The organism is Lutibacter sp. A64 (assembly GCF_022429565.1).
Lineage (GTDB): Bacteria > Bacteroidota > Bacteroidia > Flavobacteriales > Flavobacteriaceae > Lutibacter.
In genome coordinates this window covers 789731-814327 of record NZ_CP092487.1, presented here as the reverse complement: position 1 = coordinate 814327, position 24597 = coordinate 789731, and the positions used below count along the sequence as shown (strand labels likewise).

Sequence of the window (24597 nt, the reverse complement as noted above, 5' to 3'; positions counted from 1 at the left end):
TAATTTTATACAAGTATTTTTTTAAATTAATTTATCTAAATTTTCTACAGCAACATAACGCTCTGTGTTAAAACCTTCTGCGTGAGAAGTTCCAATCAATCTACCCAAGTCTTGGGCTCTATAAATAATACTATCTAAAAAGTTTTTACTTGTAATAGGTGAAGTTGGCTCATTACTCTTTGGATCATAAAACTGAGAACTATAAGCTTTTACAGCTTCTAACTTAGTTTCTATAAAGCCAGAAACATCAACTACAAAATCTGGTTCAATATTTTTCCATTGAATGTAATGATACACTTGTTTTGGTCTCCAAGCTTCTTGAACTTCTCCATCTAATTTAGTTTCAATTTTAATTAAACCCGATAAAAAACAAGCATCAGATACTAATTTACTTCCTTTAGAATGGTCTATATGTCTATCATCAAAAGCATTACACAATACAATTGTAGGTTTATATTTTCTTATTATTTTAATAATTTCAAGCTGATGTTCTTTATCATTAACAAAAAATCCATCTGAAAAAGCTAAATTTTCTCGAACTTCAACTCCTAATATTTTTGCTGCATTTTTAGCTTCAATAGCTCTAATTTCAGCAGACCCTCTTGTTCCAAGTTCTCCTCTTGTTAAATCTAAAATCCCAACTTTTTTCCCTAAAGAAATTTCTTTTAATATTGTTGCTCCACAACCTAATTCAACATCATCTGGATGCGCACCAATTGCTAAAATATCTAATTTCATGTCTATATAATTTTAAACAGCGTTCTGTTTGTATTAAACCGCTCTAAATTTTAAAAGCAAAGGTATAATATAATAAATACCATAAAAGTATTTTTTAACTGTTTTTGTTAACACTAATTAACATAGTTGCACATACAACTATATCATTAAATACTATATTTGCAAAAAAATTAAATATTTTGTTTTTAGAACATTCAATTTTTCCGTGGATAGGTATTACAGCAAAAATGCACGCTTCCTATATAAATAAAATTTTTAAAGAACATACAATTGATTTAACTAAAGAGCAATTTGTAGTTCTAAAAGTCTTAACTGAAAATAATTGTAAGCCTCAACACGATATTGCTTTAATTACCGAAAGCGATAAAACTTCTTTTTCTAGATTAATTTCTACTATGGAAAAAAAAGGCCTTATATCTAGAAAACCTATAAAAAAGGATAAAAGAGTAAAAAATATTTGTTTAACAAGCTTAGGTGAAGAACTCTACGCTATAACATTACCAATAATTAAAAAATCTTTTGAGCAACTTCAAGAAGGCATTACAAATTCAGAAATTTCTCAAGCAATAGAAACTATAAAAAAAATACAACTTAATATAACCCAAGAACATTCACTTAAATTATGAGAAAAATAATTATTACAATTGGAAGCCTTTTACTAATTGCGCTATCAATTATTGGAGGTACAGCAATTGTAAACAACAGTAAAAAGGGCAACCCAACTTTCGATAAAATTGTAAGTACCGTTTATGCTAAAAAAATTAAAAACAACGCTATTCCTGTTGTTATAACTACTAGCGGAAGTATAACTGCTAGTAATAAAATTGAATTGTATTCTGAAGTACAAGGTATTTTAAAAACAACTTCTAAAGAATTTAAAGAAGGAACAGAGTTTGCAAAAAATGAAGCTATTATTTCTATTAATAGCGATGAGTTTTATGCCAATTTAAAAGCTCAAAAAAGTAATTTATTTAATGTTATTACTGCAATAATGCCAGATATTCAGTTAGATTACCCTAATGAATATGAAAAATGGAAGTCGTACCTAAATAGTTTCGATATTAATAAACCAATACCTAAACTTCCTGATACAAATTCAGAAAAAGAAAAATTCTTTATTTCTGGAAGAGGCATTATTACAACTTATTACAATGTTAAAAATTTAGAGGTTAAACATGGTAAATATACTTTAAGAGCTCCTTTTAAAGGTATTTTAACAGAAGTAATGGTTACACAAGGTTCTTTGGTTAGATCTGGTCAAAAATTAGGCGAATTTATAGATCCATCTATATATGAAATGGAAGTTAATATAAACCTAACCTATGCTAATTTACTAAAAAAAGGAAATACCGTTAGTATTTACAACCAAAATAAAACTAATGTTTGGGAAGCTAAAGTGGTTAGGGTAAATGGTAAAGTAGACCAAACTACACAAACAGTAAAAGCTTTTTTACAAGTTAAAGGAGAACAACTAAGAGAAGGTATGTATTTAACTGCAGATCTAGAAACCAAATCTATTGAAAATGCCATAGAAGTATCTAGACAATTATTAGTAGATGATACAAAACTATTCACAATAAAAGATTCTACACTAAATTTAGTAACTGTAAAACCGGTATATTTTAATGATAACACCGTAATTGTACAAGGTTTAGAAAATGGCACAAACATCTTATCTAAACCACTTCCAGGTGCTTATAATGGTATGTTAGTTAAAACTATTAATGAAACTACCAACAACGAATAAACAATGAAAAAAATAATTACATATTTTATAAAATACCCAGTTGCAGTTAATATTTTTATTATTGCATTTATAATTTTTGGGATTGTTGGAGTATTTTCAATGAAATCTTCCTTTTTTCCACTATCAGATTCAGATAGTATCAGCATTAGCGTATCCTATCCTGGAGCATCTCCTGAAGAAATGGAAGAAGGTATTGTTCTTAAAATTGAAGATAACTTAAAAGGTATAGTTGGTGTAGATAGAGTTACTTCTGTTTCTCGTGAAAATTCAGCTTCTATTAGTATTGAAGTTGAAAAAGGAAAAGATGTAGATGTAGTTTTAGCAGATGTAAAAAATGCAGTAGATAGAGTTCCCTCCTTCCCTTCTGGTATGGAACCTGCGGTTATTTCAAAAATTGAAAGTGTTAGAGAAACTATTTCTTTTACAGTAAGCGGAGACAATATACCGCTAGCTACTTTAAAACAATATGGTAGAACTATAGAAAATGACATTAGAGGTATAGAAGGTATTTCTCAAGTTTCATTAACTGGTTTCCCTGATGAAGAAATTGACATTGCCCTTAAAGAAAGTGATTTAAGAGCTTACAATATAACTTTTCAAGAAGTGGCTCAAGCAGTTGCAAATGCTAATATTTTAATTTCTGGTGGAAATATTAAAACTACTGAAGAAGATTATTTAATTAGAGCTAGAAACAAAAAATATCAAGGTATAGAACTCTTAAATATTCCAGTAAAAAGCGACAATTCTGGAAATATTATAAGACTAAGTGATGTAGCTGAAGTAAGAGATACTTGGTCTGAAACTCCAGATAGAGTCTATTTTAATGGTGAAGTTGCTTTAAATATTTCAATAACCAACACTAATAGTGAAGATCTAATAAAATCTGCAAATATTGTAAACGAGTATATCGATAAATTTAATCAACAATATACCAATGTAAAAATTGATGTTACTAGTGACCGCTCAATTACATTAATGCAACGTACAGAATTACTTGTAAACAATGGAATTGTTGGAATTTTATTAGTGCTTTTATTTTTATCGCTCTTTTTAAATCCAAGATTGGCTTTTTGGGTAGCCGCAGGTTTACCAATCTCGTTTTTTGGAATGTTTGTTTTTGCTCCAATGTTAGATATTACAATTAATATTTTATCGCTATTTGGAATGATTATAGTTATTGGTATTTTAGTTGATGATGGAATTGTTATTGGAGAAAATATTTACAATCACTACGAAAAAGGCAAAAGCCCTATTAGAGCTGCAATAGATGGAACTGTTGAAGTAATCCCTCCTATTGTTTCAGCAATTATAACAACCTTATTAGCTTTTTCTACATTTTATTTTTTAGATGGTAGAATTGGTAAGTTTTTTGGCGAAGTTTCTTCTGTAGTTATTCTCACTCTGTTAATTTCATTACTTGAAGCTTTAATTATTTTACCAGCCCATATTGCACATTCAAAAGCACTGGTTAGAAAAGAAAAAAAGAAATCTAAAATCAATCAATTTTTCTCAGCAATTAATACTAAATCTGAAACATTTTTATTTTTAATTAGAGATAAAATATACGCTCCTTTTTTACGATTCTTCTTAAGAAATAAAATTGCTGGTTTTGCAATTCCATTATCTTTATTAATTTTTACAATATATGGAATTCAAGGAGGTATTATTAAAACAGATTTTTTTCCAAAAGTTGCTAGTGATAGAGTTAGTATAAATTTAACAATGCCACAAGGTACTAATGAAAAAGTTACAGATTCTATAATTTCTGAAATTGAAAAAGCTGTTTGGTTGGTAAGTGAAGAATATACCGAAAAACAATCTGACCACCAAAGAGTTGTGCAAAATGTAATAAAACGTATAGGACCTGGAACTTCAAATGCTTCATTAACCGTAAATTTATTACCTGGTGAATCTAGAGAATTTTCTTCAACAGAAATAACAAATACCATTAGAGAAAAAGCAGGAACTTTTTATGGTACAGAAAGTTTAACCTATGGCTCTGGTGGCCGTTTTGGAGGAAGTCCAGTATCTGTATCTCTTTTGGGAAACAATATCAGCGAATTAAAAGCTGCTAAAAACGACCTTAAAGCTGCTTTAAGTTTAGATTCTGATTTAAAAGATATTTCAGACAACGACCCACAAGGTATTAAAGAAGTTCAAATTAAATTAAAAAACGATGCTTATATATTAGGCTTAAACTTACAAACTGTAATGAGTCAAGTTAGAGCCGGTTTTTTTGGCTACCAAGCACAACGTTTTCAACGTGGACAAGATGAAATTAAAGTTTGGGTGCGTTATTTAAAAGAAGATAGATCTTCTATTAAAGATTTAGACAATATGTGGATTACAACACCAACTGGAGATAGAGTTCCTTTTAGTGAAATTGCCACATATACCATACAAAGAGGAGAAGTAGCTATAAATCACTTAGCTGGTAAAAGAGAAATTCAAGTAAATGCAGATTTACAAGATCCTGACGGAAGTGCTGTAGATGCTATAGAAAAAATAAAAACAACTATAATTCCTGAAATTCTATCTAAATACCCAACAGTTTCTGCTCTTTATGAAGGACAAAATAGAGAAGCCAATAAAACTTCTAGCTCAGCTGCTAAAACATTTCCTATAATTTTATTGCTAATTTATTTTACAATAGCCTTTACATTTAGATCGTACGATCAACCTTTGTTATTAATGATAATGATACCTTTTAGTTTAATTGGTGTTGGTTGGGGCCATTGGATTCACGGTTTTCCAATTAATGTTTTATCTGGATTAGGAATAATTGCACTTATAGGTATTTTAGTAAACGATGGTTTAGTGCTTATTGGAAAAGTAAACTCTAATTTAAAACAAGGTTTAAAATACGATCAAGCTTTGTATAAAGCAGGTATTTCTAGATTTAGAGCAATCTTTTTAACTTCATTAACAACAATTGCAGGTTTAGCTCCACTCCTATTAGAAAAAAGTAGACAAGCACAATTTTTAAAACCAATGGCATTATCAATATCTTATGGTATTGGCGTAGCTACCGTTTTAACATTGGTTATGTTACCTCTTTTATTATCTCTAGGTAATTCTATAAAAGTCTTTTTTAAATGGCTAAGAACAGGAAAAAAAGTAACCAAAGAAGAAGTAGAAAGAGCAATTATTGAATCAAATATTGAAGAAGATGAATTATATTAATAAAATAGCATTTGCATTTTTACTTTGTTTAACAAGTGGTTTTGCACAAGAAAAGCTTACAAAAGAAGATGCCGTAAACTTAGCTTTAGAAAATAATTATGGAATTTTAATTGCTAAGAATAATGTTAAAATTGCCGAAAACAATGCCAGTCTAAATAATAGCGGTTATTTACCTCAAATAACAGCTAGTGCTGGTGCTAATTACAATTTAGATGATACCGAATATACGCTTCAAAATGGAACTGTTTCAGAAACTAATGGAGCTGAATCAAATTCGTACAATGCGTCTATTGGCTTAAATTACACACTTTATGATGGTTTAGGAAGAACTTACAATTATAAAAAATTAAAAGAAGCTCATAACTTATCAGAATTAGAAGCCCAAACCGTAATTGAAAATTCTCTATTACAAGTTTTTTCAATATATTATAATGTAGCTCAATTAACTGAAGACAGTAAAAATATTAAAGAATCGTTAAGCATTTCTAAACAGCGTTTATTAAGAGCTAAATACGGGTTTGATTATGGACAAAACACAAAACTAGAAGTATTAAATGCTGAAGTTGATGTTAATAATGATAGTATTAATTACATAAATACACAACGCTTATTGGCTAATTCTAAAAGAGATTTAAATTTAGTATTAGGTAGAAATGTAAATACAGATTTTACTGTAGATACAGATATTACATTTAATTTAGTTTTTGAATTAAATACACTAATTGAAAAAGCAAAAGAATACAATATAGAAATTCAGAAAGCTAATAAAAACCTAGAATTAAGCCAATTCGATATTAAAATAAATAAATCCAATTTATTACCTAGTCTAAGCTTAAATAGTTCTTATGGATTTAATAAAAATAATAACGATGGTACTTTTACCTATGCAGAACAACTCTCTAAAGGTTTAAATGCAGGTTTAAGTTTAAATTGGAATATATTTGATGGAGGAAGCACAAAAACAAGCATTCAAAATGCAAAAATTTATGAAGATAATTTAAAAGTTCAAAAAGAACAAACTCTTAATGAATTAGAACGCAACGTTGCAAATGCTTTAGAAGTTTATAACAATGCCTTATTTATTTTAAATGCTGAAGAAAAAAATGTGGAAACAAATAAAAATAACTTTTCTAGAACAGAAGAAAAATTTAAATTAGGTCAAACTACCTCTATAGAGTTTAGACAAGCGCAATTAAATTTATTAAATGCACAATCTAGTTATAACATTGCTAAATACGATGCTAAAAATGCAGAATTAATATTGCTACAACTTTCAGGAGAGCTATTAGATACCGATTTTTAAATACTAAAATTCTTCAAAAAAAAATTTAACTAAAACATTAACAGTTTAACAGCCTAAAATTTAGCTTCATCACTAAATTTTAGGCTTTATTATTTTATAATTATAGAATAAAAAAAATATCAAATAAAAATAAAATACTGAATATCAAAATATTATAAAAAACGTATTTAAAACCATAATTTTCTTAATAAAAAATACAAAATCTTAATTGTAACAAATATTACTTTTATTTAAAAACGGAAAATTATACTGACAAAAGTCATATTCTACTTTATTTACTGTTCTTAAATTTGTTCTCTTAAAATAAAAAGATAACATAAATAAATATTAAGATGGAGACGCAACAAGAAGTCAAAACCAGAGTTTACAAGTTTGGAAACAAAACAGCTGATGGTAACAGTACAATGAGGAACCTTTTAGGAGGTAAAGGAGCTAATTTAGCTGAAATGGGATTAATAGGAATACCTGTTCCTCCTGGGTTTACCATTACTACAGAAGTTTCAACAGAGTATAACTTACTTGGAAAAGATGCAGTTGTTGAATTGATTACTAAAGAAGTAGAAGACGCAATAGACAATGTAGAGCAAATAATGGGTTCTAAATTTGGAGACAAAGAAAACCCACTATTAGTTTCTGTACGTTCTGGAGCTAGAGTTTCTATGCCAGGAATGATGGATACAGTTTTAAACCTAGGTTTAAATGATGAAGTAGTTATTGGATTGGCTAAAAAATCTGGAAACGAACGTTTCGCTTGGGATTCTTACAGAAGATTTATTCAAATGTATGGAGATGTAGTTTTAGGTATGAAACCAGAATCAAAAGATGATATTGATCCTTTTGAAGAAATAATGGAAGCTCTAAAACATAAGCGTAATATTGAATTAGATACAGAATTCACAATTCAAGATTTAAAAGATTTAGTATATGATTTTAAAGAAGCTGTAAAAAAACGTACAGGTTTCGATTTTCCAACAAACCCTTGGGATCAACTTTGGGGTGCAGTAATGGCTGTATTTAATAGTTGGAATAGTGATAGAGCTGTATACTATAGAAAAATGAATGGTTACCCAGGTGAATGGGGAACTGCCGTAAACGTACAAGCTATGGTTTATGGAAATATGGGAAGTAACTCTGGTACTGGAGTATGTTTTACACGTGATGCGGGTACAGGAGAAAACCTTTTTAATGGTGAATACTTAATTGATGCACAAGGTGAAGATGTAGTTGCAGGTACAAGAACACCTCAACAAATTACTAAAATTGGTTCTTTACGTTGGGCTGAATTAGCTAAAGTAGAAGAAGAAGATAGAGTTGCTAATTATCCTTCATTAGAAGAGTTAATGCCCGAAATTTATAAAGAATTAAACGAGTACCAACAAAAATTAGAATTGCATTATAAAGATATGCAAGATATGGAGTTCACCATTCAAGATGGTAAACTTTGGATTCTTCAAACACGTAATGGTAAACGTACTGGTGCTGCAATGGTTAAAATTGCAATGGATTTCTTAAAAGAAGGTTTAATAACTGAAAAAGAAACGCTTTTAAAAATTGAGCCTAATAAATTAGACGAATTATTACACCCAGTTTTTGATCCAATTGCATTAAAAAAAGCAAATGTTATTGCTCAAGGTTTACCAGCATCTCCAGGAGCTGCAACAGGTAAAATTGTTTTCTTTGCAGATGAAGCTGACAAATTTAAACACAGTATTTTAGTACGTATAGAAACTTCTCCTGAAGATTTAGAAGGTATGAATATTGCTAAAGGTATTTTAACCGCTCGTGGAGGTATGACTTCTCACGCTGCCGTTGTTGCACGTGGTATGGGTAAATGTTGTGTTTCTGGTGCAGGTGCTTTAAAAATTGATTACAAAGCTAGAACATTAACTGTTGGAGACCATAAATACCAAGAAGGTGATTGGATTTCTTTAAACGGTTCTACAGGTAATATTATTGAAGGTAAAGTTGCTACAGCTGAACCAGAAGTAAGTGGTGAATTTGCAGAAATTATGAAACTATCAGACAAATACGCTACTATGCAAGTGCGTACAAATGCTGATTCTCCTAAAGATGCCAAAGTAGCTGTTAAATTTGGTGCACAAGGTATTGGGTTAACAAGAACAGAACATATGTTCTTTGAAGTAGACAGAATTAAAGCAATGCGTGAAATGATTTTAGCCGACACCGTAAAAGGTCGTAAAGAAGCGTTAAATGAATTATTACCAATGCAACGTGAAGATTTTGAAGGTATATTTGAAGCAATGGATGGCTTACCAGTAACAGTTCGTTTATTAGATCCACCATTACACGAATTTGTACCTCACCAATTAGAAACACAACGTAGTTTAGCAGAAGATATGCACATTTCATTAGAAGCTGTTAAAATTAAAGTTGCAGAATTGGAAGAGTTTAATCCAATGTTAGGACATAGAGGTTGTAGATTAGGTATTACCTATCCAGAAATTACCGAAATGCAAACAAGAGCTATTATTGAAGCTGCATTAAACTTAAAAGAAAAAGGAATTGTTGCAAAACCAGAAATTATGGTTCCTTTAATTGGTACAATTGCTGAGTTTGAAAATCAAGAAGCAGTAATTAGAGCTACAGCAGAAGAAGTATTTAAAGAAAGAAATGACTCAGTTGAATACTTAGTTGGTACAATGATTGAAATTCCTAGAGCTGCATTAACAGCTGATTTAATTGCTAAAAAAGCTGATTTCTTCTCTTTTGGAACAAATGACTTAACACAAATGACATTCGGTTATTCTAGAGATGATGCTGGTAAATTCTTACCAGTTTATATAGAAAATAGAATTTTAAATGTAGATCCTTTCGAAGTTCTAGATCAAGAAGGTGTTGGTCAATTAGTTAAAACAGGAACAGAAAAAGGTAGAAGCACAAAACCAAACTTAAAAGTAGGTATTTGTGGTGAACATGGTGGAGAGCCAAGTTCTGTAGAATTCTGCTACAATACAGGAATGAACTACGTAAGTTGTTCTCCTTTTAGAGTGCCAATTGCTCGTATTGCATCAGCACAAGCAGCTATAAAAAAACAAGCATAATAATATAATTTTTAGTTAGTAGATTAAAACTCCAACTTTTAAAAAAGTTGGGGTTTTTTTTATACTACAATTACAGTATCTTCGTAATATGATAAAAATTAGTATAATTGGCGGTGGTAATGTTGCATACCATTTAACAGCTATTTTATTAAAAACACCCACTGTTAAACTGGTTGAAGTTTATAATAGAACATTAGATAAAATTCAATATTTAAAACATAAAACAGCTATAACGGCAAATTTAAACACGTTAAAAGACGCTGATATTTATATAATTTGTGTTTCAGATAATGCTATTGAAGAAGTCTCTAAACAACTAAATTTTAGTAACAAGTTAGTAGTTCACACATCTGGAAGTGTTGCTTTAAACGAATTAAAATGCAATGCAAACAAAGGTGTTTTTTACTTACTTCAGTCTTTTTCAAAAAATAAAAACATCGATTTTTCAAGCATTCCAATTTGTTTAGAAGCTGAAACTAAAAAAGATTTAGAATTACTAGAAACATTAGCTAAAAAAATTTCAAAAAACAGTTATTACATAAATTCAAAACAACGCAAAAACATACATGTCTCTGCCGTTTTTATTAATAATTTTGTTAATCATCTCTATTATATTGGAAATCAAATTTGTGAAGAAAATGAGGTTCCTTTTGAAATTTTACGTCCTTTAATTAAAGAAACAGCTTCAAAAATAGAAACTTTAACTCCTTTTGATGCACAAACCGGACCTGCAAAAAGAAATGATACTAAAACCTTAAAAAAACACGAGGCAATGTTAAGTAAAAATCAAAAAGAAATTTATAAATTGCTATCTCAATCTATTTACAATACGTATGGAAAAAAGTTATAAAGAAATAATGCCCCAGATTAACACCTTTATTTTTGATGTTGATGGTGTTTTAACAAATGGTTTAATTACAGTAACAACAAAAGGTGAACTTATAAGAAACATGAATGTTAAAGATGGTTATGCCTTAAAAACTGCAATAGATGCAGGCTATAATATATGCATAATTTCTGGAGGAAGTAATGAAGGTGTACGCTCTCGCCTAGAAGGTTTAGGAATTACAGATATTTATTTAGGTACACATACTAAAGTTGTTCAGTTAAACGAATATCTTACTAAAAACAATATCAACCCGGAAAATGTGTTATACATGGGAGATGATATTCCAGATTACCCTGTTATGAAATTAGTTGGCTTACCTTGTTGTCCAAAAGATGCCGTTTCAGAAATTCAAGAAGTATCAAAATATGTATCGCAAAAAAAAGGAGGAACTGGCTGTGTTAGAGATGTTATTGAACAAGTTTTAAAAGTACAAGGAAAGTGGGCAAAGCAATTTAATGCCCAAACTGATTAATATACCAAACCAAACATAAATAATTATATAATTAACAAAAGAAACTGTCTAAAATAATTATTGCTTTTAGACAGTTTTTTTAACTACTAAATCAAATACTTATGAAAAAAACAATCTCAATTTTAAGCTGCTTATTCTTTATTGGAATTTTATCAGTACAATCACAATCTATTTTTGGAAAATGGAAAACAATTGATGATCAAACTGGTAATGAAAAATCTATTGTAGAAATTTATCAAAAAGATGGTAAAGCTTACGCTAAAATTGTTCAACTTTTAGAAAAAGGAAACAAAAATAAAGTTTGTGAAGCTTGCAAAGGTGATAAAAAAAATAAGCCTATGGTAGGAATGGAAATAATTGACGGACTTACTAAAGATGGTAGCGAATGGAACGATGCTAAAATATTAGATCCTAAAACAGGTAAAGAATATAAATGCTATATAACACTCGAAGGTACAAATAAACTTAAAGTGAGAGGATATATTGGTTTTGCTTTACTAGGAAGAACTCAATATTGGCACAAAGTAAAATAATAAAAAAGCTTAAATTGCAAAATATTTATAGTATTCATCTATTTTAGAATTGCTGGTAAAAATGTCATTATTTTCATTTTTACCAGCAATTAAACTATAAAACAACACATTAAATACTGTTAATTTTTTTCTTTTAACATTGGCACAAATTTAAAATCTCCTAATTCTAATTTTTCAAAATCTTTTTCACCTGTTCTTACAAACAAAGTCATAATTTGTACTTTATCACCAACAGGTATTACCAACCTACCTCCTATTTTTAATTGAGACAATAACGGTTTTGGTACATAAGGCGCACCTGCAGTAACAATAATTCCATCAAACGGAGCTTCTTCTGGCAATCCTTTATAACCATCTCCAAAAATTATTTTTTTTGGTTTATAACTAAGTTTAGGTAGAAATATTTTTGTTTTTTTAAATAGTTCTTTTTGACGTTCAATAGTATAAACCCTTGCACCTATTTCAAGTAAAACAGCTGTTTGATATCCAGAACCCGTACCTATTTCTAAAATTTTATCGGTTGGCTTAACTTGTAATAATTCAGTTTGAAAAGCAACGGTATAAGGTTGAGAAATTGTTTGATCAGCGGCAATAGGAAATGCCTTATCTTGGTAGGCAAAATTCTCAAACCCAGAATCCATAAACAAATGTCTTGGCACAGCTGCAATAGCTTTTAAAACATTTTCATCTGTAATTCCTTTTTCGACAATTGTTGCTACTAATTGATTTCTAAGTCCTTGGTGTTTGTGCGTATCTTTCACTATTATTTAAAATTTGAGATGCTAAAAATAGGAATAAATGCATAAAGATTGTTATTTTTGTTTACATAAAATTATACATACTTATGATGCTAAAAGCAGGAGTTTTAGGAGCCGGTCATTTAGGCAAGATTCACTTAAAGTTATTAAATCAATCAGAAAAATATGAGTTAGTTGGATTTTATGATCCAATTGAAGAAAATGCACAAAAAGTTTCAGAAGAATTTGGGTATAAAAAATTCAACTCTGTTCAAGAATTAATTGAAGCTGTTGATGTAGTTGATATTGTAACACCAACACTTTCACATTTCGATTGTGCCAAAGAAGCTATTGAAAAAAATAAACATATTTTTATTGAAAAACCTATTACAAAAACAATTGAAGAAGCTGAAGCTATTTTAAATTTAGTTAGTAAACATAATGTAAAAGGTCAAGTTGGACATGTAGAACGTTTTAATCCTGCATTTACAGCGGTTAAAAATTCAATTGTAAATCCAATGTTTATTGAAACTCATAGGTTGGCCGAATTTAACCCAAGAGGTACAGATGTACCAGTTGTATTAGACTTAATGATTCATGATATTGATATTATATTAAGTGTTGTAAAATCAAAAGTAAAAAGTGTACATGCTAGCGGAGTTTCCGTAATTAGTGATACGCCAGATATTGCAAATGCACGTATAGAATTTGAAAATGGTTGCGTAGCTAATTTAACAGCTAGTAGAATTTCATTAAAAAATATGCGTAAATCACGTTTTTTTCAAAAAGATGCATATATTGCTGTTGACTTTTTTGAAAAAGCCACTGAAGTAGTAAAAATGAAAGATGCTCCAAAAACACCTGGAGATTTTGATATGATTTTACAAAATGCAGAAGGAGTAAAAAAACAAATCTATTTTGAAAACCCTACAGTTGCTGCAAATAATGCTATTTTAGATGAATTAGAAACTTTTGCCGATGCCATTGTAAATAATACAACACCAATAGTTACTTTAGAACAAGGTACAGAAGCATTACGTGTTGCACATTTAATTATAAACGATTTTTAAAATAACAGTTAAACTACCCATTATAATTATGAAAAATATTGCAGTAATAGGAGCTGGAACTATGGGCAACGGAATTGCACATGTATTTGCACAAAATAATTATAATGTTCATTTAATTGACATTTCACAAAAAGCAATTGATAAAGGAATTTTAACTATTACTAAAAATTTAGACAGACTTCTAGTAAAAGATAAAATTACCGAAACACTAAAAACAACTACATTAAATAATATTACTACACATACTTCAATTATTGAAGGTGTTAAAAATGTAGATTTAGTAATTGAAGCTGCTACTGAAAATTTAGAATTAAAATTAAAAATATTTAAACAATTAGATGAAGCTGCTCCAGAAAAAGCAATTTTAGCTTCAAATACTTCTTCAATTTCAATAACACAAATTGCTTCAGTTACCAATAGGCAAGAAAAAGTAATAGGAATGCATTTTATGAATCCGGTACCAATTATGAAGTTAGTTGAAATAATTAGAGGATACAATACCTCTAATGAAGTAACTAATACAATTATGAAGCTTTCTGAAAGCTTACATAAAGTACCCGTTAAAGTAAATGATTACCCTGGTTTTGTGGCAAATAGAATTTTAATACCAATGTTAAACGAAGCAATTGAAACATTATACAATGGTGTTGCTGGCGTTTATGAAATTGATACTGTTTTAAAATTAGGTATGGCACACCCAATGGGGCCTCTACAATTAGCAGATTTTATAGGCTTAGATGTTTGCCTTTCTATACTAAATGTAATGTATGATGGTTTTAAAAATCCAAAATATGCACCTTGCCCATTATTAGTAAATATGGTTCTAGCGGGTAAATTAGGTATTAAATCTGGTGAAGGGTTTTACGATTATTCCGAAACCAAAAAGGCCGAAAAAATAGCAAAACAATTTATATAAAATTTACTTTTAATTAAAAAAACCTTTCCAAATTTGGAAAGGTTTTTTTTTAATATTATAAATATTTTAAGAAGAAATCCATCATGTCTTCTTTTAAATCATAATGCATTTTCACAAAAGTTTTCATTTCATCTCTTAACAATGTTTGTTTCTCTGGAAATTTAACTTCAGAATTTTCTTGATATTTTATTTGAGCTATCTCTCTTTTTTTCATTCTAATTCTATGCCTTAAATGCCCCATAACTTCCCGTTCACGAATTATTTTATTTTGAAACCCTTCTAATTGTACCATTACATCGCTTCCAAGTTTTCGCATAGCAACATGTTCTAACTTTTCTTCAAAATAATCCATTTCACTTTCTTGAAATTTCAACTCTCTTTTCCAAACTTCTAAATTGAAGTTAAGATCACTTAAGAATAATAACTGACTCTCCATATCCAATTGGCTTTAAATTTATATATTAAATTTCGGACTTTTATTTTAATTTTTATCTGATAAAAATCATATTAAAAAAAATAATAAGTGCCTACTATAAAGGTATAAAAAAAGTGTTTTAATAAAAATTAAAACACTTTAAAAAATTTGTTAAATAGCTAATTAGTTATTAGAATCTTCTTCATCTTCTTTTTTAGATGTTTTATTCCATATTTTTATTTCGTCTTCTATGGTTACACCAGATAAAACTTCAACATTAATTCCATCAGAAATTCCAAGTTCTACATCACGTTTTTCAAATTCTTGATCTCCTATTTTTACTTCAACATAAGGAGTTTCTGTTTTTTTATCGAATTGTAATAGTGCTTCTTTAATAGAAAGTACACTATCTTTTTTGTCTAAAACTATATCTGCATTTGCACTATAACCTGCTCTTACAAAAAATTCATCATCCAAGGTTACATCTCCTTTTATTTTAAACTGAACTGCTCCGTTTTCTTCATTACCTTTTGGTGCAATAAAATTTAATTTTGCTGGATATTTCTTATTCTCAATAGCACCTAAAGAAATTTCTAAAACTGTTCCGTTTTTAATTTTACCAACTTCAGCTTCATCAACTTGACCTTCAAAAATCATTTTAGTCATATCTGCTATGGTAGCAATTGTAGTACCAGCATTAAAAGTATTACTTTCTATAACTTGGTTTCCTTTACGCACTGGAATTTCTAAAATTGTACCAGAAATTTCAGCTTTCACATTTGTATTGGCAGTTTGTCCCATACCAGCAGCTGAACCTTTTTTAATAATTTGAAGATTGTCTTTAGCATTTCTTAAATCTTGTTGCGCACTGTTATAGCTTAATTCTGCAGCTTCAAATTCTGAACGTGCTTTTACACCTTTTTCAAATAAACCTTTAACTCTATCGTAATTGGTTTTTGCATTATCAAAACGTAACTGAGCTGTTTTAACGCTTCCTTGCGCACTGTTTAAACTTTGTACATTTGGCACAACTCTAATAGTTGCAATTAAATCTCCTACGGCAACTTCAGCTCCTTCTTCAACAAAAATTTCTTCAATAATACCAGATACTTTTGGTTTTATTTCAGCTTCTTCTAAAGGTACAACTTTACCTGTTGCAACAGTTTTTTTAACAATATTTGTTATAAAAGGTGTTTCTGTTTCATATTGAATTGGAGATTGGCTATTTTTTGCCCCAAACCAAAGTAAAACTGCTATAAGCGCTGCTGCTATTCCTCCAAAAATTAATGTTTTTTTCATTAGTTGATTATTTACTTGTTTCTATTCGTTTATTTAATGCTTGAAAAATTGAATAATTAAAAAATCGTTATTCATAAATATTCATTTTTTTCTCAATTCGTAATTCGTAATTTATAATTGTTTACTCTTCTCTTAATGCTTCTATTGGTCTTATACTAACTGCTGTTTGTGCTGGAATCATCCCAATTAATGTTCCTAAAATAACTAATGTAATTGCTGCAATTATTACTACTGGAATATCTACAGTTGGGTTATTTAAAACCGCTTCTGGTCCACTTCCTATAGTTGCATCAATTAACATTAAAACCAAGCCTCCAAAAATAATTCCTAAAGCTCCTGCAATACTGGTTAAAAAGACCGATTCTAAAATAATTTGTCTTTTTATTTCCCACGGTTTAGCTCCTAATGCACGTCTAATTCCAATTTCATTAGTTCTTTCTTTTACTGTTATTAAAAGTATATTACCAATGGCAAAAACCCCTGCAATTAAAGTTGCTATACCTACAAACCAAGTTAAAAACTGCATTCCTGTTAAAAAACCTGTTACCTGTTTAACCATTTCTCCTAAATTAAAACTACCAAAAGCTCTTTCATCCTCTGGATGTACTTTATGTAAGTTTCTTAAAAGTAGTTTTACATCTGCTTCTATTTGTGTAATATCGTATTCTGGTTTACCTGTAACCATCATCCAACCAACATTATCTCCTTGGTTATATACTTGCTGGTATGTAGTAAATGGTATGTGAATATTACCTTGTGGTCCTCCTCCTCCAATTTGACCTTCTTTATACATACCAACAACTTTATAATTTATGTTGTTAATTTTAATGTACGTACCAATTGGGTAGACATCTTTATCAAAAAGTTGTTTGTAAATTTCTTCTTCAATAACGCATACTTTTCTTTTTTCATTAATATCGTTATCGTTTATAAATCTACCATAAACTAAATCTTTCTTTTGCACATTATCTAATTCTGGAAAGTCACCAAAAACACCAAAGGTTCCAGATTTAAAATTATTAATTGCCAATGCTTGCGTTTGATGACGCGGTACAACAAATTCTAAACCTTCAATTTCATTTTTAATATTTTCTAAATCAGACATTTTTAATGTTAGTGATTTTCCTTCTTGAAATCCTTTAAAAGGTTTACTAGTTTGTTGCGCCCAAATAAAAACACTATTTGTAGCAAAGGTTCCAAATAATTTATTAAAATTGTTTTCTACACCTTTTGCAGCACCTAATAGCACAACTAATAAAAATATTCCCCACATTACTCCAATAATAGTAATACCAGTACGCATTTTATTTTTACGTATACTGCTAAATATTTCTTGCCAGGTATCTGAATCAAATAAAAATTTCATAATTATTCGTCGTTTAATGCTACAATTGGTTTTATACTTGCTGCTCTTTTAGCAGGAATATAACCTGCAATAGTACCTGCAATAACTAGTACAACAGTTGCTCCAACTACTACATAAGTTTCTACACTAGGATTTAAAATAAAGTACTTTTCTAGAGTATCTCCTAAAGCTTTTAAAGAAAATACACCTAACATAAGTCCAGAATAACCAGCAATAGCAGTTACAAATATAGATTCTAGCATAATCATACTTACAATAGAAGCTGGTGTTGCTCCTAAAGCTTTTCTAATACCTAGTTCTTTAGTACGTTCTTTAACAATATATACCATTATATTACTTATACCTATTACGCCAGCAACCAAAGTACCAATTCCAATAAATAGAATTATTACATTTAAAACGCCCATAAATTGTTGTACGTTTTTTGTTCCTTCTGCATAATTTCGAACTCTAATTGCACCTTGGTCTCTAGGATCTACACTATGTTTTTCTTTTAGCACTTTAGTTAATAAATTACTAAATGCCAACGCCTGATCTACATTTAAATCTGGACTAAAAGTCATTCCAATATAATCTATTTCATCGTTTGGCTTGTACATACCTTGAAACGTTGAAAAAGGAGCATAAATATAGCGTTCATCATTATCTCCTCCAGGATCTTTAAAAACACCAACAACTTTATATGAAATACCTTCCATATTAATATTTTTTCCGATGGCGCTTAAATTACCAAACAAATCTTTTTCAACAAGTCTACCAATAGCAACAACTTTAGATTTTCTTTCAATATCTAAATATGTTAAAAACCTACCATCTACTATTTCTGAAGATTCTAAAGGTTGATAATCTGGATAAACACCTCTTACTTGGTATCTACTTTGTTCACCTTTATAAATTACTTGCATATTCCTTTGAATATTTGGACTAAAGAATTGAATTTTATCTCCAAATTTTTCATTTATAAATTTAGAATCGTCATTTCTAAACTGAATTCTTCTTCCACTCTGCAAACCTTTATATGGTTTTGTTGTTAAACCGGTATTAATGTATATTGAGTTTTGAGAATCTCCTGCAAATTGTTCTTCAAATGTGTGTTTTAATCCATTACCTACTCCAAACAATAGTGTAAATAACAAAATAGCAAATGCTATGGTAAAACCAGACAATGCTGTTCTAAGTTTGTTTTTATTTAAGGACTGGAAAATTTCTCTCCAACGATCTAAATCGAACATAATTAAGCAGTTACTTTTTTATTGGTTCTTTCATCACTTATAATAACGCCATCTTTTAAGCGTACAATTCTATCTGTTTGTTCTGCAATTTCTTCTTCGTGTGTAATAACAAAAACCGTCATTCCCTCTTTATTAATTTCTTTTAGCATTTCCATTACAGAATTAGATGTTGAAGAATCTAATGCTCCGGTAGGCTCATCAGCTAAAACAACTTTTGGTTTGGTTGCTAAGGCTCTTGCAATGGCAACACGTTGTTTTTGCCCTCCAGATAATTCACTAGGTAAATGTGTAGCCCATTCTTTAAGCCCAACTTTGTCTAAATAATGCATGGCAATTTCAAGACGTTCTTTTCTAGCGATACCTTGATAATATAAAGGCAATGCAACATTTTCTAATGCCGTTTTATAGGTTATTAGATTAAATGATTGAAAAATAAAACCTAAAAACTTATTTCTTAAAACCGCAGCTTTCTTTTCATTTAAATTTTCAATTTTTTGTCCATTTAAATAATAGTTACCCTCGTCATGTGTATCTAATAACCCAACAATATTTAATAAGGTAGATTTTCCTGAGCCTGATGAACCCATAATAGATACAAATTCACCTTCTTTAATATGTAAATCTAATCCTTTTAATACATGAAGTGAATCCTTCCCTATTGGATAGGATTTATGTAATTTTTCAATTCTAATCATTTGGTTGTTGTTTTAACTAAACTATAACTTGCTACTAAAACTTGGTATAAATTTAAAAATACTTATTTTTTAAATATGTAACTTTGCTTAGTGGACAATACAGAAAAAAACTCAATAATACTTTTTGATGGTGTTTGTAACCTTTGCAATGCATCGGTTAATTTTATTATAAAACACGATAAAAAAGAACATTTTAAGTTTGCTTCTCTTCAATCAGACGCTGCAAAGGAATTATTGTTACAATACAATTCAAAAAAAATTAATATGGACTCAATAATTCTTATAGAAAACAATAATTTTTATGAAAAATCTACAGCAGCTTTAAAAATTTCAAAAAAATTAAACAATGGTTTTAGTTTATTATACCTTTTTATAATAATCCATCCTTTTATAAGAGATTGGGTTTATAATTATATTGCTAAAAATAGGTACAAATGGTTTGGAAAAAAAGAAAATTGTATGATTCCTACTCCCGAATTAAAAAATCGATTTATAAAATAAAATTTTCTAAATTTATTTGCATACTTTATTATTTACTTAAACTATTTATCAATCTTCAAATTCAGAAACTCAATTACTGTCTGAAAATTTGATTACAAGAACCCCTAAAACTAGTTTAAGGTAACTAACGTAATAATACGTTACTTTTTAGATTTATGCTTTGGATAATCATCATCCCATTCTTTTACTTTTGGCTTGTGTAATTTACCAATTGATTTTGCAACCAACATAGAAACAGAAGCGTCTCCGGTAACATTTACAGTAGTTCTAAGCATATCTAACGGCCTATCAATAGCAAAAATTAATGCTAAACCTGCTTCGGGTATTCCTGCTTGTCCCAAAACAATAACCAACATTACCATACCTGCTCCTGGCACTGCGGCAGATCCAATACTTGCTAATGTTGCTGTTACAATTATACCTAATTGAGCACCTAAAGATAAATCCATTCCAAATGCTTGTGCAATAAACACAGCAGCTACAGCTTGGTACAAACTAGTACCATCCATATTAATTGTTGCTCCAATAGGCAAAACAAAACTACTTACTTCTTCATCTACTCCTAAATGTTCTGTAACTCGTTCCATAGTTACCGGCAAGGTTGCTGCACTACTACTTGTTGAAAATGCTAACAATTGAGCTGGGGAAATTCCTTTTAAAAATGTTGATGGATTCTTTTTAGTTACTAGCCAAACAATTGAATTATAAAAAACAATCATTAATAATAACCCTACGACAACTGTAAAAGCATACCAAATTAACGCTTTAAATAGATCTACACTTGGAGATTCAACAACCAAAGCAGCTAATAAAGCAAATACACCGTAAGGTGCTGCAAGCATTATTAAATCAATCATTTTTAATATGACTTCATTAAAACCATCAAAGAAGTTTTTAACAGGCTTTGATTTTTTTTCAGGAATTAAGATTAACCCAATTCCAAAAAAGATTGCAAAAAAGATAATTTGCAACATATTTTTATTATCTGAAGCTGCTCCAAAAATATTATCTGGTACAATATTTACAAGAGCTTGTAATGGTCCTGTATCTTTTTGTTTGTTTGCTTCTTCTTTATATTTTACAGTATCATTTGTATAATTTTCAACTAATTCCGATCTTGTTTGTTCAGAAATTGAATTACCTGGTTTTATTATATTTACTAACACTAAACCAATTGAAACAGCAACTACGGTAGTGATTAGGTATAAACCAATAGTTTTTCCTCCCATTTTAGATAACTTAGATATATCTTTTAGGTCGGAAACACCTTTTATTAATGAAGCTAAAATTAAGGGAACTGCAATTAATTTTAATGAATTTATAAATATTTCACCAAATGGTTTTACCCAATCTTGTATTATTTTTTCGCCACCTTCAAATTTGGTCATTAATAATCCAACTACAACCCCAAGTACCATTCCTATAATAATCTGCCAGTGTAATGCTATTTTTTTCATTAAAAAGTTTTATAATTGGTGGAAAGATAAAAAAATACTTGAAAATATACTTAAATTTTGAGCATAAAAAAAAGCACATGAAGTGCTTTTTCTATATATTTTACAATATTTTATTAAAATTGATACCTAACAGACAAAGCTAAATCTAGATCTGTATCTTTACCATAGTCTCCAATAATTCCTATTTCAGGTCTAAAATCTAATGAAATTAAAAAAGGAACATCAAAATTATATTCAATTCCTACGTTTCCATCTGCATTTAAAAACATTCCATCATCTTTAACATTTACAAAATCCGAATCGTAACTCCAAGACCCAATACCTGCTCCAAAACCTGCATACCAATTAAAGCCACCATCAATATTCCAAACCCACTGATACAACCCTGTAAGTTTAAAAGCATTATAATTACTATGATCTCTGTATCCCATATCAATTTCTAATCTATTTTCGGGAGATAATTTATGTTGGTACGAAATTTCTCCTCCAAAACCATCATTATCTCCAAGTCTTAAACCTAAAGCGTTATCAGAAATTTGCTGTGCACTTGCATAAAAAACTCCTCCAAATAAAATGGATACCACTAAAATTATTCTTTTCATATTTATATTATTTTTTAAATTAGTAAACATGATTAAAATGCAATGTTTATGCCATTTTAGCGACAACGTTAATTGCAATTTTTTATTTTATAGTGACTCATTTTTAAATGTTGTGTCAAACCTTATGTAAATATTTATTACTTTAGAGAAATTATTAACTTTTTATATAAAAAATATGTCAGGAATTTTAGATTTATTAAATAGCGACCTTGGTAAAACACTTATTAGCGGAGCTAGTAAACAATTTGGACAAGATGAAGGAAAAACTACAAGTGCATTAAGTACTGCATTGCCTTTAATTTTAGGTGCAATGAAAAACAATGCTTCTACTCCAGAGGGAGCTTCAGGATTATTAAGCGCATTAGGAAATAGCAAACACAGCGGAGGAATTTTAGATAACTTAGGAAGCGTATTAGGTGGTAGCGGAGTTGATGAAGATGTTCTTACAGATGGTGCTGGAATATTAGGACATGTATTTGGAGGTAAAGAAGAAAATGTAGCACAAGCTGTTAGTAAATCTAGTGGAATTGATTTAAATTCTGCTATGAATATATTAAAAGTAGCTGGACCTTTAGTTATGGGAGCTTTAGGTAAAGAAACTCGTCAACAAGGTGTTTCAGACCAAAATGGAATTGGAAATTTATTAGGTGGAATGCTAGGTGGAGAATCTAGTTCACAACAAAGTTTAGTTAATCAATTATTAGATGCTGATGGTGACGGAAGCGTTATAGATGATGTTGCTGGAATGCTTTTAGGTGGAAATAGCCAAAAGAAAAGTGGACTTGGTGGAATGCTAGGTGGTTTATTTGGAAAATAATAGTATACAATTATAAAATACAAAAGGTCAAGCTATAAAGTTTGACCTTTTTTTATGATAAAATTTTGAATGTAAAATTAAAATGTATTTTTGCAACGAAATTTTTATAAATGGAGAGCTTAAAAAAACGTTGGGGATTAAAATCAAACTTTCAAATAGTAGTAATACTAATTGTTTTTTCTATTAATGGATCTTTTGCTGCGTATATTGCAAAACCTTTAACAGAATTTATTGGTTTAGATTATGAAACTACCAATCCTTGGGTATTTTGGCCTGTTAGAATTTTACTAATTTTTATAATTTATCAAATAACCTTGCCTTTAGTTGGTTTTTGTTTTGGGCAATTTAAATTCTTTTGGATCTTTTTTACTAAAAAAATGTTAGTTCGCTTAGGCTTTAAACGTTTTAATGAAGATTAATCTGCTTTATCTTTTTTTATTACGTATTTATAAATCCATGTTAATGTAAAAGTTGGTAAAAAATCTGTACCAAACAAACCTGCCTCTTCAACAAAAGAAACAATACTACCTACTTTACCTTCTGTACCTTTATACATTTTATAGATTAAAAATGCTGAAGCTGGAGCCCAAACAACATCTGAAAACTCTCCAATAAACGGTATAACAAATGATAGCATTCCAATACCATCAAACAACAGACTTAATAATAATAATTTGTATTTTTTTTGCATAAATAAATATATTCTTTTCTTATTCTATAACAATTAAAATGCCAATTTTATTTTATAGAAGATTTTTATTTTTTACAAATTGCTTAACTATCAAAATTTTCATAATTAATATCCATTAAATTACCATACTTAAATTTGTAATTTAAAACAGCTTTTAATTTTTTATTTGAAATAATTTTAAAAACACTGTTTTCTGTTTCTGCAAAAATTGGAAGTTCATTATTTATAGCTGCTTTTGTTTTAATATAATAGTCTCGTCTTTTAGGATGCGTATCTGCACAACCATTTAGTACAAGACTCCAAAAATTATTTTTTATTATTTTTTCTAAAATTAAAACACAATCGTCTTGATGTATCATATTCACAAAACCATCAGGATTTGGAATTATACGTCCATTTTTAAAAAAGTTTCCTGGTTTTCTTTCATATCCAAACAAACCTGCAAAACGGACTATTGTTGTTTTAAAAAAGATGTTTTCTTTAAAAAGATTTTCAATACTAACTAAAGGTACGTCTTGTAATGGAGAATCTTCTGTTACAATCTTATTATTGGCTACATAAACCGAAGTTGAACTAATAAATAATACCTTTTTAATAGTAGATTTTTCTATAAATTCCACTAAATTTTTAAAACATTCTATATTTTTTGAAGGCAAGGCAACAATAAGAATTTCTGAAGTTAAAAACTCTTTAATTGTTGTTGAAATAGTTTCTAATGAAATTAAAAAAGGTTGAATTTCTAAAGCATTAAAATCAGTAAACTTTTCTTTTGTAGTTGTAGAACCTTTAACAGTATATCCTTCTGAGATTAACTTAACCGCTAAAGGTTTCCCTAACCAACCACATCCTAATATACTTACTGATTTATTCAA

24 protein-coding genes are annotated in these 24597 nt (G+C 29.2%); 13 read left to right on the top strand and 11 right to left on the bottom strand.

Going from position 1 to position 24597, the window contains the following annotated elements:
- Positions 1 to 21: 21 nt before the first annotated feature.
- Positions 22 to 738: a bacillithiol biosynthesis deacetylase BshB1 gene (bshB1, locus tag MKD41_RS03230; RefSeq protein ID WP_240244009.1), complete on the bottom strand. Its 717-nt coding sequence runs from the start codon at positions 736 to 738 to the stop codon at positions 22 to 24.
- Positions 739 to 842: 104 nt separating this feature from the next.
- Between bshB1 and MKD41_RS03225 the strand changes: the two genes are divergently transcribed.
- The 8 genes from MKD41_RS03225 to MKD41_RS03190 all read left to right on the top strand — a co-directional run bounded on the left by MKD41_RS03225 (position 843) and on the right by MKD41_RS03190 (position 11927).
- On the top strand, positions 843 to 1364 hold the full coding sequence (locus tag MKD41_RS03225; RefSeq protein ID WP_240244008.1) for a MarR family winged helix-turn-helix transcriptional regulator: 522 nt from the start codon (positions 843 to 845) through the stop codon (positions 1362 to 1364).
- Positions 1361 to 2485 (top strand): efflux RND transporter periplasmic adaptor subunit, encoded by a 1125-nt coding sequence (locus MKD41_RS03220; protein ID WP_240244007.1) that lies wholly within the window; start codon positions 1361 to 1363, stop codon positions 2483 to 2485. Before MKD41_RS03225 ends, MKD41_RS03220 begins: the two co-directional genes overlap by 4 nt.
- A 3-nt stretch (positions 2486 to 2488) precedes the next feature.
- A complete protein-coding gene (locus MKD41_RS03215) occupies positions 2489 to 5668 on the top strand; it encodes an efflux RND transporter permease subunit (protein ID WP_240244006.1) in 3180 nt (1059 codons plus the stop codon).
- Positions 5655 to 6971, top strand: coding sequence for a TolC family protein (locus MKD41_RS03210; RefSeq protein ID WP_240244005.1), 1317 nt, complete (start codon positions 5655 to 5657; stop codon positions 6969 to 6971). Before MKD41_RS03215 ends, MKD41_RS03210 begins: the two co-directional genes overlap by 14 nt.
- A 332-nt stretch (positions 6972 to 7303) precedes the next feature.
- Complete coding sequence (gene ppdK / locus MKD41_RS03205) at positions 7304 to 10033, top strand: pyruvate, phosphate dikinase (protein WP_240244004.1); 2730 nt, start codon at positions 7304 to 7306, stop codon at positions 10031 to 10033.
- A gap of 88 nt (positions 10034 to 10121) precedes the next feature.
- Positions 10122 to 10883, top strand: coding sequence for a Rossmann-like and DUF2520 domain-containing protein (locus tag MKD41_RS03200; protein WP_240244003.1), 762 nt, complete (start codon positions 10122 to 10124; stop codon positions 10881 to 10883).
- The gene (locus tag MKD41_RS03195; RefSeq protein WP_240244002.1) at positions 10867 to 11394 is read left to right on the top strand and encodes a KdsC family phosphatase; all 528 of its coding nucleotides are present in this window, start codon (positions 10867 to 10869) and stop codon (positions 11392 to 11394) included. The genes MKD41_RS03200 and MKD41_RS03195 overlap by 17 nt, the downstream gene beginning before the upstream one ends.
- Positions 11395 to 11495: 101 nt before the next feature.
- Complete coding sequence (locus MKD41_RS03190) at positions 11496 to 11927, top strand: DUF2147 domain-containing protein (protein WP_240244001.1); 432 nt, start codon at positions 11496 to 11498, stop codon at positions 11925 to 11927.
- A 119-nt stretch (positions 11928 to 12046) separates the two neighbouring features.
- Here the strand turns inward: MKD41_RS03190 and MKD41_RS03185 are convergent, their stop codons facing one another.
- Positions 12047 to 12688 carry a protein-L-isoaspartate(D-aspartate) O-methyltransferase gene (locus MKD41_RS03185; RefSeq protein WP_240244000.1) on the bottom strand — a complete coding sequence of 214 codons (642 nt, stop codon included), beginning with the start codon at positions 12686 to 12688 and terminating at the stop codon, positions 12047 to 12049.
- Positions 12689 to 12774: 86 nt separating this feature from the next.
- On the opposite strand from MKD41_RS03185, the gene MKD41_RS03180 reads away from it, so the two are divergent.
- Together MKD41_RS03180 and MKD41_RS03175 are read left to right on the top strand one after the other, a co-directional pair.
- Complete coding sequence (locus MKD41_RS03180; RefSeq protein ID WP_240244996.1) at positions 12775 to 13734, top strand: Gfo/Idh/MocA family protein; 960 nt, start codon at positions 12775 to 12777, stop codon at positions 13732 to 13734.
- A 28-nt stretch (positions 13735 to 13762) separates the two neighbouring features.
- A complete protein-coding gene (locus tag MKD41_RS03175; RefSeq protein ID WP_240243999.1) occupies positions 13763 to 14650 on the top strand; it encodes a 3-hydroxyacyl-CoA dehydrogenase family protein in 888 nt (295 codons plus the stop codon).
- A 55-nt stretch (positions 14651 to 14705) separates the two neighbouring features.
- Here MKD41_RS03175 and MKD41_RS03170 read toward each other — a convergent pair whose 3' ends face one another.
- From MKD41_RS03170 to MKD41_RS03150, 5 genes are all read right to left on the bottom strand, one after another.
- Positions 14706 to 15086, bottom strand: coding sequence for a hypothetical protein (locus tag MKD41_RS03170; RefSeq protein WP_240243998.1), 381 nt, complete (start codon positions 15084 to 15086; stop codon positions 14706 to 14708).
- A gap of 162 nt (positions 15087 to 15248) precedes the next feature.
- The gene (locus MKD41_RS03165; protein WP_240243997.1) at positions 15249 to 16364 is read right to left on the bottom strand and encodes an efflux RND transporter periplasmic adaptor subunit; all 1116 of its coding nucleotides are present in this window, start codon (positions 16362 to 16364) and stop codon (positions 15249 to 15251) included.
- A gap of 121 nt (positions 16365 to 16485) precedes the next feature.
- Positions 16486 to 17730, bottom strand: a complete 1245-nt coding sequence (locus MKD41_RS03160; RefSeq protein ID WP_240243996.1) for an ABC transporter permease — start codon at positions 17728 to 17730, stop codon at positions 16486 to 16488.
- 2 nt (positions 17731 to 17732) lie between these two features.
- Positions 17733 to 18962 carry an ABC transporter permease gene (locus MKD41_RS03155; protein WP_240243995.1) on the bottom strand — a complete coding sequence of 410 codons (1230 nt, stop codon included), beginning with the start codon at positions 18960 to 18962 and terminating at the stop codon, positions 17733 to 17735.
- 2 nt (positions 18963 to 18964) lie between these two features.
- Positions 18965 to 19657, bottom strand: coding sequence for an ABC transporter ATP-binding protein (locus MKD41_RS03150; RefSeq protein ID WP_240243994.1), 693 nt, complete (start codon positions 19655 to 19657; stop codon positions 18965 to 18967).
- A 90-nt stretch (positions 19658 to 19747) separates the two neighbouring features.
- On the opposite strand from MKD41_RS03150, the gene MKD41_RS03145 reads away from it, so the two are divergent.
- The gene (locus MKD41_RS03145; RefSeq protein WP_240243993.1) at positions 19748 to 20158 is read left to right on the top strand and encodes a thiol-disulfide oxidoreductase DCC family protein; all 411 of its coding nucleotides are present in this window, start codon (positions 19748 to 19750) and stop codon (positions 20156 to 20158) included.
- A gap of 140 nt (positions 20159 to 20298) precedes the next feature.
- Here the strand turns inward: MKD41_RS03145 and MKD41_RS03140 are convergent, their stop codons facing one another.
- Complete coding sequence (locus MKD41_RS03140) at positions 20299 to 21615, bottom strand: dicarboxylate/amino acid:cation symporter (RefSeq protein ID WP_240243992.1); 1317 nt, start codon at positions 21613 to 21615, stop codon at positions 20299 to 20301.
- A gap of 113 nt (positions 21616 to 21728) precedes the next feature.
- On the bottom strand, positions 21729 to 22217 hold the full coding sequence (locus MKD41_RS03135) for a porin family protein (RefSeq protein WP_240243991.1): 489 nt from the start codon (positions 22215 to 22217) through the stop codon (positions 21729 to 21731).
- A 175-nt stretch (positions 22218 to 22392) separates the two neighbouring features.
- On the opposite strand from MKD41_RS03135, the gene MKD41_RS03130 reads away from it, so the two are divergent.
- Positions 22393 to 23034 (top strand): DUF937 domain-containing protein, encoded by a 642-nt coding sequence (locus MKD41_RS03130; RefSeq protein WP_240243990.1) that lies wholly within the window; start codon positions 22393 to 22395, stop codon positions 23032 to 23034.
- A gap of 110 nt (positions 23035 to 23144) precedes the next feature.
- The gene (locus tag MKD41_RS03125; protein ID WP_240243989.1) at positions 23145 to 23453 is read left to right on the top strand and encodes a DUF6787 family protein; all 309 of its coding nucleotides are present in this window, start codon (positions 23145 to 23147) and stop codon (positions 23451 to 23453) included.
- Here the strand turns inward: MKD41_RS03125 and MKD41_RS03120 are convergent.
- Entirely contained in the window at positions 23450 to 23725 is a 276-nt protein-coding gene (locus MKD41_RS03120; RefSeq protein ID WP_240243988.1) for a hypothetical protein, read from the bottom strand. The genes MKD41_RS03125 and MKD41_RS03120 overlap by 4 nt on opposite strands.
- Before the next feature lie 83 nt (positions 23726 to 23808).
- Positions 23809 to 24597: an NAD(P)-binding domain-containing protein gene (locus MKD41_RS03115; protein ID WP_240243987.1), complete on the bottom strand. Its 789-nt coding sequence runs from the start codon at positions 24595 to 24597 to the stop codon at positions 23809 to 23811.

Bases quoted from the DNA above. Each gene is read 5' to 3' on its own strand.
- MKD41_RS03130 (WP_240243990.1), top strand. From the start codon at position 22,393: ATGTCAGGAATTTTAGATTTATTAAATAGCGACCTTGGTAAAACACTT.
- MKD41_RS03210 (WP_240244005.1), top strand. From the start codon at position 5,655: ATGAATTATATTAATAAAATAGCATTTGCATTTTTACTTTGTTTAACA.
- MKD41_RS03120 (WP_240243988.1), bottom strand. From the start codon at position 23,725: ATGCAAAAAAAATACAAATTATTATTATTAAGTCTGTTGTTTGATGGT.
- MKD41_RS03180 (WP_240244996.1), top strand. From the start codon at position 12,775: ATGCTAAAAGCAGGAGTTTTAGGAGCCGGTCATTTAGGCAAGATTCAC.
- MKD41_RS03125 (WP_240243989.1), top strand. From the start codon at position 23,145: ATGGAGAGCTTAAAAAAACGTTGGGGATTAAAATCAAACTTTCAAATA.
- MKD41_RS03155 (WP_240243995.1), bottom strand. From the start codon at position 18,962: ATGTTCGATTTAGATCGTTGGAGAGAAATTTTCCAGTCCTTAAATAAA.
- MKD41_RS03200 (WP_240244003.1), top strand. From the start codon at position 10,122: ATGATAAAAATTAGTATAATTGGCGGTGGTAATGTTGCATACCATTTA.
- MKD41_RS03140 (WP_240243992.1), bottom strand. From the start codon at position 21,615: ATGAAAAAAATAGCATTACACTGGCAGATTATTATAGGAATGGTACTT.
- MKD41_RS03195 (WP_240244002.1), top strand. From the start codon at position 10,867: ATGGAAAAAAGTTATAAAGAAATAATGCCCCAGATTAACACCTTTATT.
- MKD41_RS03165 (WP_240243997.1), bottom strand. From the start codon at position 16,364: ATGAAAAAAACATTAATTTTTGGAGGAATAGCAGCAGCGCTTATAGCA.
- MKD41_RS03160 (WP_240243996.1), bottom strand. From the start codon at position 17,730: ATGAAATTTTTATTTGATTCAGATACCTGGCAAGAAATATTTAGCAGT.
- bshB1 (WP_240244009.1), bottom strand. From the start codon at position 738: ATGAAATTAGATATTTTAGCAATTGGTGCGCATCCAGATGATGTTGAA.
- MKD41_RS03190 (WP_240244001.1), top strand. From the start codon at position 11,496: ATGAAAAAAACAATCTCAATTTTAAGCTGCTTATTCTTTATTGGAATT.
- MKD41_RS03215 (WP_240244006.1), top strand. From the start codon at position 2,489: ATGAAAAAAATAATTACATATTTTATAAAATACCCAGTTGCAGTTAAT.
- MKD41_RS03150 (WP_240243994.1), bottom strand. From the start codon at position 19,657: ATGATTAGAATTGAAAAATTACATAAATCCTATCCAATAGGGAAGGAT.
- ppdK (WP_240244004.1), top strand. From the start codon at position 7,304: ATGGAGACGCAACAAGAAGTCAAAACCAGAGTTTACAAGTTTGGAAAC.
- MKD41_RS03220 (WP_240244007.1), top strand. From the start codon at position 1,361: ATGAGAAAAATAATTATTACAATTGGAAGCCTTTTACTAATTGCGCTA.
- MKD41_RS03135 (WP_240243991.1), bottom strand. From the start codon at position 22,217: ATGAAAAGAATAATTTTAGTGGTATCCATTTTATTTGGAGGAGTTTTT.
- MKD41_RS03175 (WP_240243999.1), top strand. From the start codon at position 13,763: ATGAAAAATATTGCAGTAATAGGAGCTGGAACTATGGGCAACGGAATT.
- MKD41_RS03170 (WP_240243998.1), bottom strand. From the start codon at position 15,086: ATGGAGAGTCAGTTATTATTCTTAAGTGATCTTAACTTCAATTTAGAA.